The sequence below is a fragment of the Curtobacterium sp. PhB190 genome (assembly GCF_004365385.1).
Classification (GTDB): Bacteria; Actinomycetota; Actinomycetes; order Actinomycetales; family Microbacteriaceae; genus Curtobacterium.
The window spans coordinates 344,590-358,821 of record NZ_SODN01000005.1 but is presented as its reverse complement, the minus strand read 5'-3'; the positions used below and the strand labels follow the sequence as shown (position 1 = coordinate 358,821).

The 14,232-nt window shown below is 70.8% G+C and carries 17 protein-coding genes; 3 read left to right on the top strand and 14 right to left on the bottom strand.

What is annotated here, in order from left to right; translation table 11 throughout:
• Window positions 1-132: 132 nt before the first annotated feature.
• The 3 genes from EDF47_RS10895 to EDF47_RS10885 form a co-directional block, all read right to left on the bottom strand.
• Window positions 133-576: an SRPBCC family protein gene (locus tag EDF47_RS10895; protein ID WP_133938171.1), complete on the bottom strand. Its 444-nt coding sequence runs from the start codon at window positions 574-576 to the stop codon at window positions 133-135.
• 5 nt (window positions 577-581) lie between these two features.
• Entirely contained in the window at window positions 582-2,027 is a 1,446-nt protein-coding gene (locus tag EDF47_RS10890) for an NAD(P)/FAD-dependent oxidoreductase (RefSeq protein WP_131877782.1), read from the bottom strand.
• Window positions 2,028-2,334: 307 nt separating this feature from the next.
• Window positions 2,335-3,003, bottom strand: coding sequence for a hypothetical protein (locus EDF47_RS10885; protein WP_111083572.1), 669 nt, complete (start codon window positions 3,001-3,003; stop codon window positions 2,335-2,337).
• A 102-nt stretch (window positions 3,004-3,105) separates the two neighbouring features.
• Here EDF47_RS10885 and EDF47_RS10880 point away from each other — a divergent pair, with 102 nt between their 5' ends.
• Window positions 3,106-3,381: a hypothetical protein gene (locus EDF47_RS10880; protein ID WP_123339397.1), complete on the top strand. Its 276-nt coding sequence runs from the start codon at window positions 3,106-3,108 to the stop codon at window positions 3,379-3,381.
• A 50-nt stretch (window positions 3,382-3,431) separates the two neighbouring features.
• Here the strand turns inward: EDF47_RS10880 and EDF47_RS10875 are convergent, their stop codons facing one another.
• Genes EDF47_RS10875 through EDF47_RS10865 form a run of 3 tightly spaced genes read right to left on the bottom strand, consistent with a single transcriptional unit; the run spans window position 3,432 to window position 6,006 of the window.
• A complete protein-coding gene (locus EDF47_RS10875) occupies window positions 3,432-3,959 on the bottom strand; it encodes a GNAT family protein (protein WP_123293021.1) in 528 nt (175 codons plus the stop codon).
• Window positions 3,960-3,985: 26 nt separating this feature from the next.
• Window positions 3,986-5,263 carry an ABC transporter permease gene (locus tag EDF47_RS10870; RefSeq protein WP_133938169.1) on the bottom strand — a complete coding sequence of 426 codons (1,278 nt, stop codon included), beginning with the start codon at window positions 5,261-5,263 and terminating at the stop codon, window positions 3,986-3,988.
• Window positions 5,260-6,006: an ABC transporter ATP-binding protein gene (locus EDF47_RS10865; protein ID WP_131920926.1), complete on the bottom strand. Its 747-nt coding sequence runs from the start codon at window positions 6,004-6,006 to the stop codon at window positions 5,260-5,262. Before EDF47_RS10865 ends, EDF47_RS10870 begins: the two co-directional genes overlap by 4 nt.
• Window positions 6,007-6,086: 80 nt before the next feature.
• Here EDF47_RS10865 and EDF47_RS10860 point away from each other — a divergent pair, with 80 nt between their 5' ends.
• The gene (locus EDF47_RS10860; RefSeq protein ID WP_123293018.1) at window positions 6,087-6,716 is read left to right on the top strand and encodes a TetR/AcrR family transcriptional regulator; all 630 of its coding nucleotides are present in this window, start codon (window positions 6,087-6,089) and stop codon (window positions 6,714-6,716) included.
• Between the two features lie 81 nt (window positions 6,717-6,797).
• On the opposite strand, the gene EDF47_RS10855 is transcribed toward EDF47_RS10860, so the two are convergent.
• The 8 genes from EDF47_RS10855 to EDF47_RS10820 all read right to left on the bottom strand — a co-directional run bounded on the left by EDF47_RS10855 (window position 6,798) and on the right by EDF47_RS10820 (window position 13,699).
• A complete protein-coding gene (locus tag EDF47_RS10855) occupies window positions 6,798-7,808 on the bottom strand; it encodes a glycine betaine ABC transporter substrate-binding protein (protein ID WP_131877788.1) in 1,011 nt (336 codons plus the stop codon).
• Window positions 7,805-8,566: an ABC transporter permease gene (locus EDF47_RS10850; RefSeq protein WP_123671358.1), complete on the bottom strand. Its 762-nt coding sequence runs from the start codon at window positions 8,564-8,566 to the stop codon at window positions 7,805-7,807. The genes EDF47_RS10855 and EDF47_RS10850 overlap by 4 nt, the downstream gene beginning before the upstream one ends.
• On the bottom strand, window positions 8,563-9,840 hold the full coding sequence (locus EDF47_RS10845) for an ATP-binding cassette domain-containing protein (protein WP_133938167.1): 1,278 nt from the start codon (window positions 9,838-9,840) through the stop codon (window positions 8,563-8,565). Before EDF47_RS10845 ends, EDF47_RS10850 begins: the two co-directional genes overlap by 4 nt.
• Complete coding sequence (locus EDF47_RS10840) at window positions 9,827-10,474, bottom strand: ABC transporter permease (protein ID WP_111083581.1); 648 nt, start codon at window positions 10,472-10,474, stop codon at window positions 9,827-9,829. Before EDF47_RS10840 ends, EDF47_RS10845 begins: the two co-directional genes overlap by 14 nt.
• 208 nt (window positions 10,475-10,682) lie before the next feature.
• Window positions 10,683-11,387: a DinB family protein gene (locus EDF47_RS10835; protein WP_131877790.1), complete on the bottom strand. Its 705-nt coding sequence runs from the start codon at window positions 11,385-11,387 to the stop codon at window positions 10,683-10,685.
• The gene (locus EDF47_RS10830) at window positions 11,384-11,995 is read right to left on the bottom strand and encodes a hypothetical protein (RefSeq protein WP_123339389.1); all 612 of its coding nucleotides are present in this window, start codon (window positions 11,993-11,995) and stop codon (window positions 11,384-11,386) included. Before EDF47_RS10830 ends, EDF47_RS10835 begins: the two co-directional genes overlap by 4 nt.
• A gap of 58 nt (window positions 11,996-12,053) precedes the next feature.
• Window positions 12,054-12,932: an aminoglycoside phosphotransferase family protein gene (locus EDF47_RS10825; protein WP_133938165.1), complete on the bottom strand. Its 879-nt coding sequence runs from the start codon at window positions 12,930-12,932 to the stop codon at window positions 12,054-12,056.
• Between the two features lie 116 nt (window positions 12,933-13,048).
• Window positions 13,049-13,699: a ScbR family autoregulator-binding transcription factor gene (locus tag EDF47_RS10820; protein ID WP_165932299.1), complete on the bottom strand. Its 651-nt coding sequence runs from the start codon at window positions 13,697-13,699 to the stop codon at window positions 13,049-13,051.
• Between the two features lie 73 nt (window positions 13,700-13,772).
• Between EDF47_RS10820 and EDF47_RS10815 the strand changes: the two genes are divergently transcribed.
• Window positions 13,773-14,216, top strand: coding sequence for a hypothetical protein (locus tag EDF47_RS10815; RefSeq protein WP_166673222.1), 444 nt, complete (start codon window positions 13,773-13,775; stop codon window positions 14,214-14,216).
• Window positions 14,217-14,232 lie beyond the last annotated feature (16 nt).

Below are 14,232 nucleotides of genomic sequence, written 5' to 3'. Positions count from 1 at the left end.
ACGACTCGAGGGCATGAGCCCGGTTCAATACCGAGCTCACGCCCTCGCGGCCTAATCTGACTTCACGGTCCAACAAACCGGGACCAGTTCACAGCCGGCACCGCGCCTCCCGTCCGCCCTCGTGGGAACGTCTCAGGCGTTCGTCGCGCGTCCGACGGCCACCCACCCGAGCCGGCGCAGGGTCTCGTGGTTGCGGCCCCAGATGAGCGGCTGCATGAGGAAGTCGGGGACCCAGGCCCCCGGACCGGCGACGGCGTTCTCGACGATCGTCACCTTGCAGCCCTTGCGGTGCGGCTCCACGGTCAGCTCCACGCGGGCCTCGCCGATCGGCCACCCCTTCGGCTGGATCACCATGCGGTGCGGCGGGTCCCACACCAACGAGGTCGTGACGTCGTCGATGACGAGCGGCCAGGCACCGAAGGAGTGGTGCAGGTGCGTGCCGACCTGCGGCCAACCGGCCTCCTGCTTCCGCATGCGTGAGGCACCGACCACCCAGGTCGTGTAGAGCCAGCCGTCGCCGAGCACGTCGAAGACGTCCTCGGGAGCGCAGTGCAGGATGCGGACGTTCTTCGCCATGGTGATCAGCCTTCCGGGGTGAGGTCGACGTCGTCGGGCAGCCCGAAGGTGTGCCGGAGTGCGCTCTTCGCGGCACGCCAACCGGCCATGCCGTGCACGCCGGGGCCGGGCGCGGACGACTCGGAGCACAGGTACATGCCGCCGCCCATCCGCCACGGGTCGCTGGACAGCACCGGGCGCTTCACGAGCTGCCAGAAGCTCGCAGCACCGGCGGCGATGTCACCGCCGACGTAGTTCGGGTTGTGGTCCGCCATGTGCGCGGCCGTCCGGCTCGACGTGTGCAGGATCGTGTCGCGGAACCCTGGTGCGAACCGTTCGACCTGGCGCGTGATCGCCTCGGTCTGGTCGACGTCGGACCCCGCCGGCACGTGCGCGTAGGCCCAGAAGACGTGCTTGCCCTTCGGCGCCCGGGTCGGGTCGACCACGGTCGGCTCGGAGCCGAGCACGTACGGCCGTTCGGCGTGCTGGCCGTGCGCGACCGAGCCCTCCGCAGCGGCGATCTCGGCTCGGGTCCCGCCGATGTGCACCGTGCCGGCCCGGCGCAGCGCCTCGTTCGTCCACGGCACCGGATCGGACAGCGCGAAGTCGACCTTCGCGGCCGCGTTGCCGAACCGGAACCGGCGGAGCGCGCCGCGCTTCGGCGTGGGGATCTGCGAGCCGGCGATCCGCAGCATGCCGGGGACACTCGTGTCGAAGAGCACCGCCTTCGCCGGGGTGAGGTCGCCGAGCGACCGGACCTCGTGCCCGGTGACGATCCGTCCGCCGTGCGCGACGAGGTCGTCGGCGAGCGCGTCGACGATCGCCTGGCTGCCGCCGATCGGCACGGGCCAACCGCGGGCGTGTGCGTAGGCGCCGAGCGACAGCGCCGCGGCGGCCGTCGACAGCGAGGGCATGTGCTGGATGGAGTGCGCGGCGACGCCGGACACCATCGCCGGGGCGGCGTCCTGGCGGAAGCGGGCGTTCCAGGCGCTGCTGCCCTGCTCGAGTGCGCGCAGGCCGAACCGCAGCACCGTGAGCGGGTGCCGCGGCACGTGCAGGAGGGCGTCGGTGGCGAAGTCGGCGACCTGGTCGGCAGCGCGGGCGAGCGGGCCCATCAGGTTCCGGAAGGCCGGGCCGTCCACACCGAGCTCGGCGGCCGTCCGCTCGAGGTCCTGGTACGCGATGCCCGCACGACCCCCGTCGAGCGGGTGCCCGTACTGCACCTCGGGCAGACGGAGCTCGATGCGCTCCTCCATCCGGAACAGCCGGAAGAACTCGGACTGCAGCGCCATCGGGTGCACCGCCGAGCAGACGTCGTGGAGGAACCCCGGCAGGGTGAGCTCGGCGGTGCGGGCACCACCGCCGATCGTGTCGTTCCGTTCGACCACCTCGACGGACAAGCCCGCACGGGCGAGCGTCACCGCCGCCGCGAGTCCGTTCGGTCCGGCCCCGACGACCACCGCATCAACCATGGTCCGAGCCTAGGGACTCGTGTCTGCGCGTGGTCCCGGTCAGATGACCGAGGCTCCGGATGAGACAGCGATCCGCTTCCGGGCGATGACGGCGTCGATCCGTTGTGCTCCAGCGATGAAGGCCGCAGCATCGTGGTCGACGTACCCCGCGATCGCGACGATGTCATCGCGGATCCGTTCGAGCGGAGCCGCGTGGACGGGCTCGTGGTGCGCGAGACGGTTCGCCCCAGGAGTCCGGCGGTGCCGAATGGTCCTGGGGCGTTACCCGATCAGCCTAGCGACGCCGGGTGATATCTCAAGTACCGATTCAGGGGCGTGCGACGTCGGGGTCCGCAGGGTCGGAGCCGTCCTCGTCGCCGTCGGCGTCGTCGGGTTCGTCGGCGTCGACCGGGGTCGAGCCCACGGGGTGCTCGGCCAGCAACGTCGCGAAGTCCTCGTCGAGCATCTGCTGCAGACGGTCGTCGCGGCCGATCTCGTAGTCGTCGGCCGGACGCTGGGCCCATCCGAGACGCCCGACCACCGTGGTGCCGATGTCGTCCCAGGCTCGGGCGCGGGCGGCGAGCACGATGCCGTCGACGAAGTGCTGGTCGTCACGGCGCTTGTCGAGCATTGTCGCGAGTTGCTCGTACGTCGCCTCGCGCGTGCGCAGCTTGAGGTCGTCACCCCGGCGGTAGTCGTGCTGGTGCCGTGAACGGCCCTTCGACTTGCTCGACGTCGACCGGATCTCCCGCATGCGCGCGGCGTCGCCCCGCTGCTCCTCGGCCATGCGGTGGAGCTCCTCGCGCGCGGCCTCGGCGATCAGTGCGTGGTCGAAGTACCCCTGGTCGCGCAGCGCGTTCGTGATGATCCGGTTGCCGACCGCGATCGTGACCGCGGCCTTCGCGATGAGGAACCCCTCGTCGACGGCCCGCTTCAGTTCGACCTGGCTGATGGGTCGATCGCGCACGTCGTGGTTGCGTCGTCCGAACAAGGCCATGCTCCGACGATACCGGCGTCCGGTGACCATCCGTCGGCAGGTGGACCCGGATCACGCCCTGGAGGGACGACACGCCCCGAGTGGTTCCGTAGCGTCGGGTGCATGGTCACGTACACGGAGTCCCCCCGCACCGGTCTCGGCACCGCGAGCCTCGTCCTCGGGATCTGCTCGCTGCTCGCCGGTTGGACGTTCGTCGCGCCGATCGTCGGGCTGTGCCTGGGCGTCGCGTCGCGCAGCCGGGAACCGCTCGCCCGTGGTCGCGCGGGCTGGGGGATCTTCCTGAACCTCATCGCGCTCGCCGTCTGGATCCTGCTGCTCGTACTGGCGGTCGTCGGCGGTGTGTTCGCGGTCTGGCAGGGCGCGACGCAGGGCTCCTGACGCACGCGCATGCGCACGCGCATGCGCGCGGGGGCGGCGGGGAGTCTCGCCTAGAGCAGCAGGCCGTAGACGGCGACGTCGGCGCGGACGGGCCCGAGCGGCAGCGCGCCCCGCAGAGTGCCCTCGAGGGCGAACCCGAGCCGTTCGGCGAGCGCGCGGCTGCGGACGTTGTCGACGCCGGTCCGGATCTCGAGCCGTGCGGTGCCGCGCGCCCGCGCGACCTCGACCAGCACGCCGGCGGCCCGCCCCGCGACACCGCGGCCCTCGTGTCCGGCGTCCACCCAGTAGCCGAGTGACGCCTGGCCCAGGTACGGGTCGAAGGTCAGCGACGCCACCCCGACGATGCGGTCGTCGGAACGGATGACGCAGGGGAGCGCGCGGTCCATCGCGAACTGGCCGAGCAGCCGTTCGGTGTGCAGTCCGATGGTCTCGCGGTCCTGCGGATCCCACGCCCACGGTTCGGCCGCCCGCAGCCGGTCGAGGTTCGCCCGCACGAGTTCGAGCACCGGGTCGACCGTCGTCAGGTCGCGCAGCGTGAGCGTGTACCCGTCCCCGAGGTCCCGCCCGAATGCCGCCACCCGTCAGAGACTATGCACGCCGGGCCCTACTCGTACCGGAGCGCCTCGATCGGGTTCTGCCGTGCGGCGCGGCGCGCGGGGAGCGTGCCGGCGAGGAACGCGATGAACATCACGACGAGGATGATCGTTGCCACCGAACTCGGCGCGAACTGCATGATCTGCAGGCCCGGCAGGTCCTTGAGCACCGTGCCCGCGAGCACGTTCGAGATGCCCGTCCCGAGCAGGATCGCGACACCGGCTCCGATGGCGCTGCCGAGGAACCCGATGAAGACCGCCTCGAGCGAGAACAGCGTGTAGACCTTGCCGCCGCCCATGCCCATCGCCTTCATCAGGCCGATCTCGCGGGTACGTTCCTGCACGCTCATCAGCAGCGTGTTGATGATGCCGAAGCCCGCTGCCACCAGGGCGATGACGGCGAAGGCGTTCAGGACCCCGACGATGCCGCTGATGACGGTCTGGAACTGGCCGAGCTGGTCCTGGATGGTCTGCCCGAGGAACCCGTCGTCCGACAGCGCCTTCTTGACCGTGGTCGCAGAGGCCCCGGAGTCGAGCGTCGCGGTGGCGCTGGCGTACGAGGTCGCGATCGAGTCCGGCTTGCCGATCTCCTGCGCGGCCTGCATCGCGTCGGTGAGCGCGGCGTTCGCCCCGGCACCGCCGCCGAACAGCGACTCGTTCTGCACACCGACCACCGTCGCGGTGAGGGTGTGCTCCTTGCCCTGGTAGTCGTCCACCGCGAAGGTGAGTTCCTTGCCGACGGCGGCCTTCGCGCTGCCGAGTCCGAGGTTCTCCAGGTAGTTCGTCGGCAGGATCACCTGGTTCGCGTCGGTGTCGTCGTCGAGCTGCTTCCCGCTCGCCAGGTCGGCGTCGAGTTCCCCCGCGTTGGCGGTCAGGGAGACGACGTACTTGCCGTCGTCGCCGTGCTCGGCGTACTTCGGCGCCAGGGCGACCGCCGGACGGATGCTCTTGATGCCGTCGATCGCGCGGATGTCGTCGACGTCGGACTGCGACAGGTACGAGAACGACGCCGGACCGCGGTCGACGCTCTGGCCGGACTCGTCGGGGTCGTACTTCGCCGGGCCGCTGTCGGTCGACGTGGTGTCGACGGCCTTCGTGATGGTCAGGGAACCGGTGTCACCGATCGACGAGACCTGGGTGTCGATGTAGTTGCTGACACCCGTACCGATCGCCGAGGTCAGCGTGATGGTGAAGGCACCGATGAAGATCGCGATGACGGTCAGGGTCGTTCGCAGCTTCGACCGGAAGGTGTTCGAGACCGCGGTGCGGAGCAGGTCGAGGAAGTTCATGCGGAGTGCCTTCCGTGCGTGGCCTGCTGGTCGACGTCGGCACCGGCGGTGGGTGTGCCGTCCGATCCACCGACGATGAGTCCGTCGCGGACGTTGACGCTGCGGTCGCAGCGGGCCGCGAGTTCTTCATCGTGGGTGACCACGACGAGCGTGATCCCGCGTTCGCGCTGCAGGCCGAAGAGCATGTCCTCGACCACCTGCCCGGTGTTCGTGTCGAGGTTGCCGGTCGGCTCGTCGGCGAAGATGACGCTCGGCTCACCGACCAGCGCGCGTGCGATGACCACGCGCTGCTTCTGCCCGCCGGACAGGTCGTTGGCGTCGTTCTTCGCCTTGTCGGCCAGACCGAGGGAGTCGAGCGCCGCCATGCCGCGGCGCTTCCGCTCGGCTCCGGAGACGCCCGCGATCTTGAGCGGCAGCACGACGTTGTCGAGGACCGAGGTCTTGGGGGTCAGGAAGAACTGCTGGAACACGAACCCGAAGGTGCTGTTGCGCGTGCGGTTCACCTGCCGCGCGCCGAGGGTCGCCGCATCGGTCCCGTCGAGCAGGACCTGCCCGGTCGACGGCTTGTCGAGCAGTGCGAGCAGGTGCATGAGCGTCGACTTGCCCGATCCGGACTTGCCGACGATCGCCAGGCTCTCGCCCTGGTGCACCTGGAGCGACACCCCCTTGAGCGCGTCGAACCGCGTCGGGCCTCGGCCGTAGGTCCTGGCGAGGTCACGGGCCTCGAGCACGGGAGTGGTCATGGCCCCACCGTAGTGTCCGCTGCACGACTGCAAGTTTGCGTTTGCTGTAGATCATGTGACGTTCCGGTTACAGTCGGGCCATGCCCGACACCGCGCCCGCCACCGAGATGGGTCTGCGCGACCGCAAGCGCATCGAGACACGCCACCGCATCGCGGAGGCGGCTCGGTCCCTCGCGCTCGAGCAGGACATCGACCACACCACGATCGAACAGATCGCCGCACGCGCCGAGGTGTCACCGCGCACGTTCTTCAACTACTTCGAGAGCAAGGAGGACGCGGTCCTCGGGCACACCGAGCTCGACCTGGACGCCGAGACCCTGGCAGCGCACCTCGAGACCGTCGCGGGGGAGCCGGCTGCGCAGGCCGTGGTCGACCTGGCGTTCCTGGTGTTCGGCTCGTCGTTCGGCGACGAGCACGAGCGGCTCGCCCGGAAGGAGGTCATCGTGCGCTTCCCGCAGCTCATGCGCCGTCAGGTCAGCCGGATGACGACCGTGGCCGAGGCGATGACCGGTGCGGTGCGCACGATCCTCGAACGCGATCCGGCGTGGGGGCCGGACGCCGCGACCCCGCAGGCCGCCGAGATGCTGCTCGGCATGTGCATGACCGGGCTGCGGAGCTCGGCGCGGCACGAGGGTTCCGACCCGGAAGAGGTCCGCGCCCGCGTCGTCGCGTCGATCCGCGACACGGCTGCGCGCATCGCTGCGGCCTGAGACGCAACCACGGACGGACGGGAGGCCGGGTGCCAGCTGGCACCGGGCCTCCCGTCCGTGACGTGGATGCGTCGAGAGCCGTCACGGCTTCGTGATGAAGCCCTCCTTCACCATCCAGTCGAACGCGACGTCGGCCGGCTCGCGCCCCTCGACGTCGACCTGACGGTTCAGCTCCTGCAGCACCGCATCGGTGAGCTTCGGCGAGATCTGGTCGTAGACGTCGGCGAGCTGCGGGTACTCCTTGAGCGTGGCCGAGTCGAGCACCGGCGCGACGTTGTACGCCGGGAAGAAGCCCTTGTCGTCCTCGAGCACGGTCAGGCCGAGTGACTTGATGCGGCCGTCGGTGGTGAAGACCTCGCCGAAGTTGCACTTGCCGCGGTCGGTGGCCGTGTAGACCGTGCCGGTGTCGAGGATGCTGACGTTGTCACTCGGGATCCCGTTCTCACCCGAACCGCCGAGCTCCAAGCCGTACTTCTTGAGCATCGGCTTGAACCCGTCGGCGCGCGAGTTGAACTCCGACTCCACGCAGAAGGTGCGCTCGTCGACGGGCAGCTTCGCGATGTCGGAGAGCGTCTTGATGTCTCCGAGTTCCTTGACCGCCTCGTCCCGGACCGCGAACGCGTAGGTGTTGTTCATCGGCGCCGGGTTCAGCCACGTGAGCCCGTTGCCGGCGTCCTCCTTCTTGACCGCTTCCCACTGCTCGGTCTTGTCCGGGATCCCCTCGGCGTGGCCCATGAAGGTCAGCCAGGCGGTGCCGGTGTACTCGTACGTGAAGTCCGCACCGTGCGAGGTCATCAACTCGCGGACGGCGACGCTGCCCGGAACGTTGGTCTCGTCGGTGACGTCGAACCCGGCAGCCTTCGCGGCGAGCACGGCGATCTTGCCGAGCACGAGCTGCTCGGTGAAGTTCTTCGACGTCACGGTGATGTGGGCACCGTCCGGCAGGTCGTCGATGCGCTCGATGGTGCCGGGGCCGGCCTCGGGGACGAAGGACGTCGCGGGCTGCAGGCCGCAGCCGGCCAGGACGAGCGCGGTGGCACCGGCGAGTGCGACGGCGGCCCCGCGGCGGAGGCGGCGGGTACGGCGGTTCATCGGAGTCCCTTCGGACGTGCGACGGTCTCGACCACGCGGCCGAGCCAGTCGATGGAGAGGGCGAGGAGCGCCACGAGCAGCGCACCGGCGACGAGCACCTTCGGCAGGAACAGCGTCACGCCCGTGGTGATGAGGAGACCGAGGCCGCCGGCACCGACGAAGGTGGCCAGGCTCGCGGTGCCGACGAGCAGCACGAGCGCCGTCCGGATGCCGGAGAGCATGACCGGCACCGCGAGGGGCAGCTCGACGCGCATCAGGACGCTGAACGCGCTCATGCCCATGCCACGGCCGGCCTCGACGAGGCGTGAGTCGACGCTCTGCACGCCGATCATGGTGTTCCGGAGGACCGGCAGGATCGCGTAGAGCACGAGTGCGACCACGGCGGACCAGCTGTTCAGGCCGAGCCACGCGGCGAGCAGCACGATCAGGCCGACAGCGGGGGCCGCCTGCCCGAAGTTCGCGACGGCGAGCACGTACGGGCTCGCCCGACGCAGTGGTCCGCGTGTGAGGACGATGCCGAGCGGGATGCCGATCACGAGCACGAGCACCGTCGCCTGCAGGGTCAGCACGAGGTGCTGCCCGGTCAGGTCGAGGATGTCGGCCGGGTTGAGCGTCGTGCGCTCGGTCGGGGTCAGGTCCGCCGTGGCGAGCCAGATCGCGAACCCGGCGAGCACAACGAGGATCGCGATCGGCTGGAACAGCAGGCCCTTCCAGGACGTGCTGGCGCCGGTGGCGGGTCCGGCGGCGACAGCACTCACAGGTCTTCCCCGGAGGGCGCGATCACGGGCGCGGACGGCGAGGACGGCAGCGTCTCGATCTGGTTGGTGTTCGTGCCGACCGGCGTGTACGCGCGGTCGTCGGCCGCTGCCGCACGCGACCGGGTGATGGCCTCCATGACGACCTCGACCGTGATGACACCGCGGAACGCCTCGCCACGACCGGTGACCAGTGCGGCCCCGGCGCTCGAGACGAGCATGGTGTCGAGGGCGTCGTTGAGCGTCGAGGCCTCGCCCACGATGGGCAGCTCCGGGTCGACGCCGTCCGGGATCCGGTCCAGGCGCTCGAGCTGTCGGCGGGACGGCCAGCCGATCGGCCGCTGCCGACGGTCGACCACGACGGCGTGCCCGTGGCCTCCGGCCTCCTGCATGCGCTGCAGGACGGCCTTCGCCTCTTCGCCGGGGGAGCAGGTCACCGCGGAGACGACCTCGACGTCGCGGACGCGGTTCAGGGTGAGCTGCTTCAGCCCGGCGCCCGAGCCGATGAAGTTCTCGACGAACTCGTTCGCCGGCTCCGCCAGGATCCGCTCCGGGGTGTCGTACTGCACGATGTGGGCACCCTCGGTGAAGATGACGATCCAGTCGCCGAGCTTCACGGCCTCGTCGAAGTCGTGGCTGACGATGACGATCGTCTTGTGCAGCTCTTCCTGGATCCGCAGGAGCTCGTCCTGCAGGCGCTGCCGGGTGATCGGGTCGACCGCACCGAACGGCTCGTCCATCAGCAGGACGGGCGGGTCCGCGGCGAGCGCCCGGGCGACACCGACGCGCTGCTGCTGGCCACCGGAGAGTTCGCGGGGGTAGCGGTCGCGGTAGGTGGCGGGGTCGAGCGACACGAGGTCGAGCAGCTCGTCGACACGCGCCGCGATCTTCTCCTTCGACCAGCCGAGCATCTTCGGCACGATCGCGATGTTCGCCGCGACGGTCATGTGCGGGAAGAGCCCGCCGGCCTGGATCACGTAACCCATCCGGCGGCGGAGCTCGTCGGCGTCGATGCCGGTCACGTCGTCATCACCGACGACGATGCGGCCCTCGGTGGGCTCGATCAGGCGGTTGATCATCTTGAGGGTCGTCGTCTTGCCGCAGCCCGACGGACCGACGAGCATGACGATCTTGCCGGCCGGGATCTCGAGGGTGATGCCGTCGACGGCCGGCTTCGACTGCCCGGGGTACCGCTTGGTGACCTCGTCGAGCAGGATGCTGCGGCCGGTGACGTCCCCGTCGGGCGCGGTGGTGGTGGCGGAGTCAGTGCTGGACACGGATACCTCTCGAGATGGTCAGGCGGCCGAGGCCGAGGAGGAGCAGGTCGAGGACGAGGGCGAGCAGGACGACGCCGACCACCCCGACGACCACGGAGTACAGGGCGTTCGCGCCGCCGAGGCGCGAGAGTCCGGAGAAGATGAAGCCGCCGAGCCCGGGGCCGAGCGCGTACGCGGCGATCGCTGCGATGCCCATCACCATCTGGGCGGACACGCGGACGCCGCTCAGGATGATCGGCCAGGCCATCGGCAGTTCGACCTGCACGAGGGTCCGGAACCGGCTCATGCCGATGCCGCGCGCGGACTCGACCACGCTCGGCGGGATCTCGGCGAGGCCGACGACCGCGTTGCGCAGGATGGGCAGGGCGGCGAAGAAGACGACCGTCACGACGGACGGCAGCACGCCGAAGCCGAGCGGGACGATGAGCAGGCCGATGACCGCGAAGGACGGCAGGGTGAGGCCGATGGCGGACACCCCGTTCGCGACGGAGGTCAGGCGGGGACTGCGGTAGACGAGTGTGGCGAGCACCACGGCGATGACCGTGGCGAGCACCGTGCACTGGACCACCAGTGAGAAGTGTTGCCACGACGAGAACCAGATCTGGCTCCATCGCTCCACGACGTACTGGAACACGGGTGGGCGCTCCCCTTCCGGTCGGCCGAACTGCCCACGGGTCGGGGCACAAGCTGCGCCAAAGCTACGCAGGGCACGGACCGGTCGTACGACGAGGTGCAGCGGAGACGATCGTTTCCTGTGCAGGTGACCGGACGAGAACCCCTGGTCAGCGGCCAGTTCGACTGTCGAGCCTGAGAGAACGGTAACGATCGTGAGGGGCCATCGGCTACATGGCCAAGCCCCGCAGGCCGGACCGCTCGGCGATGTCGACGAGTTGCTCCCGCCAGAGGACCCACTCCTCCGGGCTCTTGTCGGCCAGGTTGCCGTCCCCGTCGCCCGCCAGTCCGTCGAGCATCTCGCGGACGATGTCTGCGTGCCCCGCGTGCCGGGCCGTCTCGTACGCCATGTGCACCAGGATGCGGTGGAGCGTGACCTCGCGGAACTCCTCCGGCCACCAGGGGACGGTGCCGCGGGCGTCGAGGTCGAGCGCTTCGATGGTGGCGTCGGCGTGCGCTGCACTGCGGTGGTGGAAGGCCACGACGTCGTCCAGGGTCTCGTCGAGCGTCGCGTACATGTCCTCGCCGTCCTCCGACTCGAGCCAGGCGGGCGGGTCCGGAAGCGGCCGACCGAACACCTCGCCGAAGTACCCGACCTGCACACCGGCGACGTGCTTCACCAGCCCGAGCACGTTCGTGCCGGTCGGGGTCACCGGCCACCGGGCCTGCCGTTCGGCCAGGCCGTCGAGCTTGCCGAGGAGCGCGGCGCGGTGCTTCTGCAGGTACCGGTGCAGCGTCCGCTTCACCGCTGCGGCCGAGGCCAGGGGGTCGGTGTCCGACGACGCGCCCTCGTCCGACAGGGCCGAGTTCCCGCTGGACGCGAGGCCGGTGGTCGTCGCGGGGTGGACCTCGGGGACGGCGTCGGTGCTGCTCATGCCCTCGATCGTGCCACCACGACGTCCTGCAGGCGTGCCGATTCCTGCACGGCCACCCGCTCCGCGGTGAGCAGCAGCCCGGCCACCTCGGCCGAGGTGCGCGCAGGGGCGTCGTTCCAGCTCGTCAGGTCACGCACGCGGCCCATCCGGACGTCGGGCGCCGGACACCAGAGCACCGGCGCGCCCTCGTCCACGGCGAGCGCGTGCCAGACCAGGTCGAGGGAGTGCTGGACCCGCGGCGAGTGCACGGCGTGCGGCCCGCCAGCGGCCGAGACGACCGCGCCGACCAGGCACGCAGCGACGAGCGGTCGCCCCTGCACGTCCATCGCGGCGGCACTCGTGGCCTTCCGCATCCGGCCGTGCTCGTCGAGGTACGCGAACCAGGCGTGCTGGATCCAGCCGCGTTCGACGACGCCACGCGCGTCGGACAGCAGGTGCTCGAGCTCGCCGAGTTCCTGCAGCCGGGCTTCGACCCGTCGGACGCGTGCGGCGGCGCGGCGCTCGGCGAGGCGGTCGAGGAACCCGCGGAGGCCGGTTCGCTCGGATCGGGTGGGGGCGGGAGAGGCGTCGGTGGCGACGTCGTGCTGGACGCGGAACTCGAGGGTCATGAGGGCCCCTCCGATCGGCTGTGCACGGATGGTGCGGTCACGATAGCCCCGCGGGGTCTCAGCCGTCCAGCACCGCGTCGATGCTGCGCCGAGCGACGCTCCGGAAGGCGCGTTCGTCGGACGTCGCGAGCGCGGAGGCGAGCGCGATCGCCCACCCGCGCGCGCGTCCCCAGGTGACGTCCGGAGCGGCGACCAGCGTCCGGAACGCGTGGCGGGCCTCCCGGTCGAGCGTCAGCCAGGCGGTGGCGAGGTCGACGGCGGGGTCCCCCGAGGTCACGTCGCCGAAGTCGACGACCGCCGACAGGCGTTCGTCGCCGTCCGGCGTGCGGTCCACGAGCAGGTTGAACGGGTGCAGGTCGCCGTGCACCCAGACGGGAGGCCCGGTGTGCGTCGGCAGCGCCGCCGCGGTCCGCCAGACCGCTGCCAGCTCCACGGCCCGGGGCACGTCCTGCGTGGCGAGTCGCGTCAGGACGGCGTCGCTGCGCGTCGCCAACGGCACCGCACGGAACGGGTTCGCCGGAGCATCCGCCGGAGCCGGCACGTGCAGCAGTCGCACGAACTCCGCGAGGGCCTCGGCGACCCGGACACCGGCAGCACGCTCACCGACGGGTGCTCCCGGGAGCCACGGGACGATGCTCCACGACCAGGGGTACCCGAGCGCCGGACGGCCCACGCGCACCGGGGCAGGCACCGGGACGACGGGTGCGACGCGGGCGGCGATCTCCGGCAGCCACCGCTGCTCGTGCTCGACCAGGCGTGCTGCGAGCTCCCGACGCGGCAACCGCACGGCGTACTCGTCGCCGAGCCGCACGATGACGTTGTCCCAGCCGTTCGCGACGACCACGAGCGTCAGGTCCGCCAGGTCGGGGTGCTGGGCGTGCAGCAGGGCCCGGACGAGCGGGACGTCGACGTTGACCTCTGCCGGTGGTGTGGGCACCGGCTCAGGCTAGTGGGCCGGTGGACACATGCCCGCGAACGGGGGCGGGTGCGGAAACCGACCGCTGGGTATCCTCGTGAAGCGGTGACGTGGGTGTTTCCCTGGGGGGACCCGCGTCATTCCGGCGCGATGATGGCGACGAGTCGCGGGACCTCTGGCCGGAGGCGTTCGGTGACGAGCGCGGCGAGCAGCACCGTCCAGAGTTCCCGCAGGCGTTCGTACAGGTCGGTGCGGTCGGCGAGCACGTCCGACACCGTCTGCACGCCCGTGTACGCGGGGATGACCACGCGTCCGACGAGCTCCGGGTCCCACCGCGGGTCGACCTCGCCGGCGTCGATCGCCTGCCGCACGGTCTGTGCGATGAGCGCCATCCAGTCGGTGTACGGGTCCTGACGGGGGACGTCGTGCGTCGCGACCTCGGTCGACAGACGAATGCCGGCGCTCACGACGACCTCGGTGACCATCTGGGTCGCCAGTCCCTGCGACATCCACATGAGGGCTTCGAGCGGCGTCCGGCTCCGGGCGACCGCGGCCTCGCCGTAGCGCCGCGAGACCTCGTGCTGCTGCGCGATCACGGCGCCGGCGAGGTCGGCCTTCGACGCGAAGTGGAAGTAGAGCGCGCCCTTGGTCAGCCCGATCCGTTCGGCGACGCCGTCCATCGACGCGCCGAGGTACCCGCGCTCGTCGAACTCGGCGGCCGCGGCCCCGATGATCGCCGCGCGGGTCTCGAGCGCCCGCTGCTGCCGGGTGCGTCCGTCCTGGGCCATCACCTGCCGATCGTAGTCCGCTCCGAGGCTGCGCACGGCCCGCGTCCGGGCGGGTGCCCTAGGTTTGGCCGCCATGGACGGATGGCGGAACCCCGCGCGGTGGGCGCGGACCGGTCGGTGGCTGCTGCTGCCGATCGCGGTGCTGGACTGGGTGGCCCTCGCGCCGCAGACCATCGTCGTGCTCGCGTTCCTCATCGCCGTCGTCGGCCTCGCCGGGATGGCAGCCGCGCTCATCGTGCACATGCTCGGGCGCTCCCGCGGTGCGATGGCGCTGCTCGGTGTCGTGCTGCTGCTCGGCGGGCTCGTGGTGTTCGGCCTCGACCCGTTCCCCAGCTCGTTCCCGCTGATCGACGCGTGGTGGCCCGAGTCGATCACGCAGCCGCAGGTGGTCGGCAGTGCCTACTGGCAGCTCGCCGGCCTCGGCATCGAGCTCGCGGGCTTCGGACTGCTGGCCACGCTGCTCGTCGTCGCGCTCACCGGCGCACCGCGATCACGGCAGGACCGCTTCCGCTCCTGACCGCGGCGCACGACTG

Coding starts and splice junctions, on each gene's coding strand:
- EDF47_RS10895 (WP_133938171.1), bottom strand. CDS start 576: ATGGCGAAGAACGTCCGCATCCTGCACTGCGCTCCCGAGGACGTCTTC.
- EDF47_RS10890 (WP_131877782.1), bottom strand. CDS start 2,027: ATGGTTGATGCGGTGGTCGTCGGGGCCGGACCGAACGGACTCGCGGCG.
- EDF47_RS10885 (WP_111083572.1), bottom strand. CDS start 3,003: ATGGCCTTGTTCGGACGACGCAACCACGACGTGCGCGATCGACCCATC.
- EDF47_RS10880 (WP_123339397.1), top strand. CDS start 3,106: ATGGTCACGTACACGGAGTCCCCCCGCACCGGTCTCGGCACCGCGAGC.
- EDF47_RS10870 (WP_133938169.1), bottom strand. CDS start 5,263: ATGAACTTCCTCGACCTGCTCCGCACCGCGGTCTCGAACACCTTCCGG.
- EDF47_RS10865 (WP_131920926.1), bottom strand. CDS start 6,006: ATGACCACTCCCGTGCTCGAGGCCCGTGACCTCGCCAGGACCTACGGC.
- EDF47_RS10860 (WP_123293018.1), top strand. CDS start 6,087: ATGCCCGACACCGCGCCCGCCACCGAGATGGGTCTGCGCGACCGCAAG.
- EDF47_RS10855 (WP_131877788.1), bottom strand. CDS start 7,808: ATGAACCGCCGTACCCGCCGCCTCCGCCGCGGGGCCGCCGTCGCACTC.
- EDF47_RS10835 (WP_131877790.1), bottom strand. CDS start 11,387: ATGAGCAGCACCGACGCCGTCCCCGAGGTCCACCCCGCGACGACCACC.
- EDF47_RS10830 (WP_123339389.1), bottom strand. CDS start 11,995: ATGACCCTCGAGTTCCGCGTCCAGCACGACGTCGCCACCGACGCCTCT.
- EDF47_RS10820 (WP_165932299.1), bottom strand. CDS start 13,699: ATGGCCCAGGACGGACGCACCCGGCAGCAGCGGGCGCTCGAGACCCGC.
- EDF47_RS10815 (WP_166673222.1), top strand. CDS start 13,773: ATGGACGGATGGCGGAACCCCGCGCGGTGGGCGCGGACCGGTCGGTGG.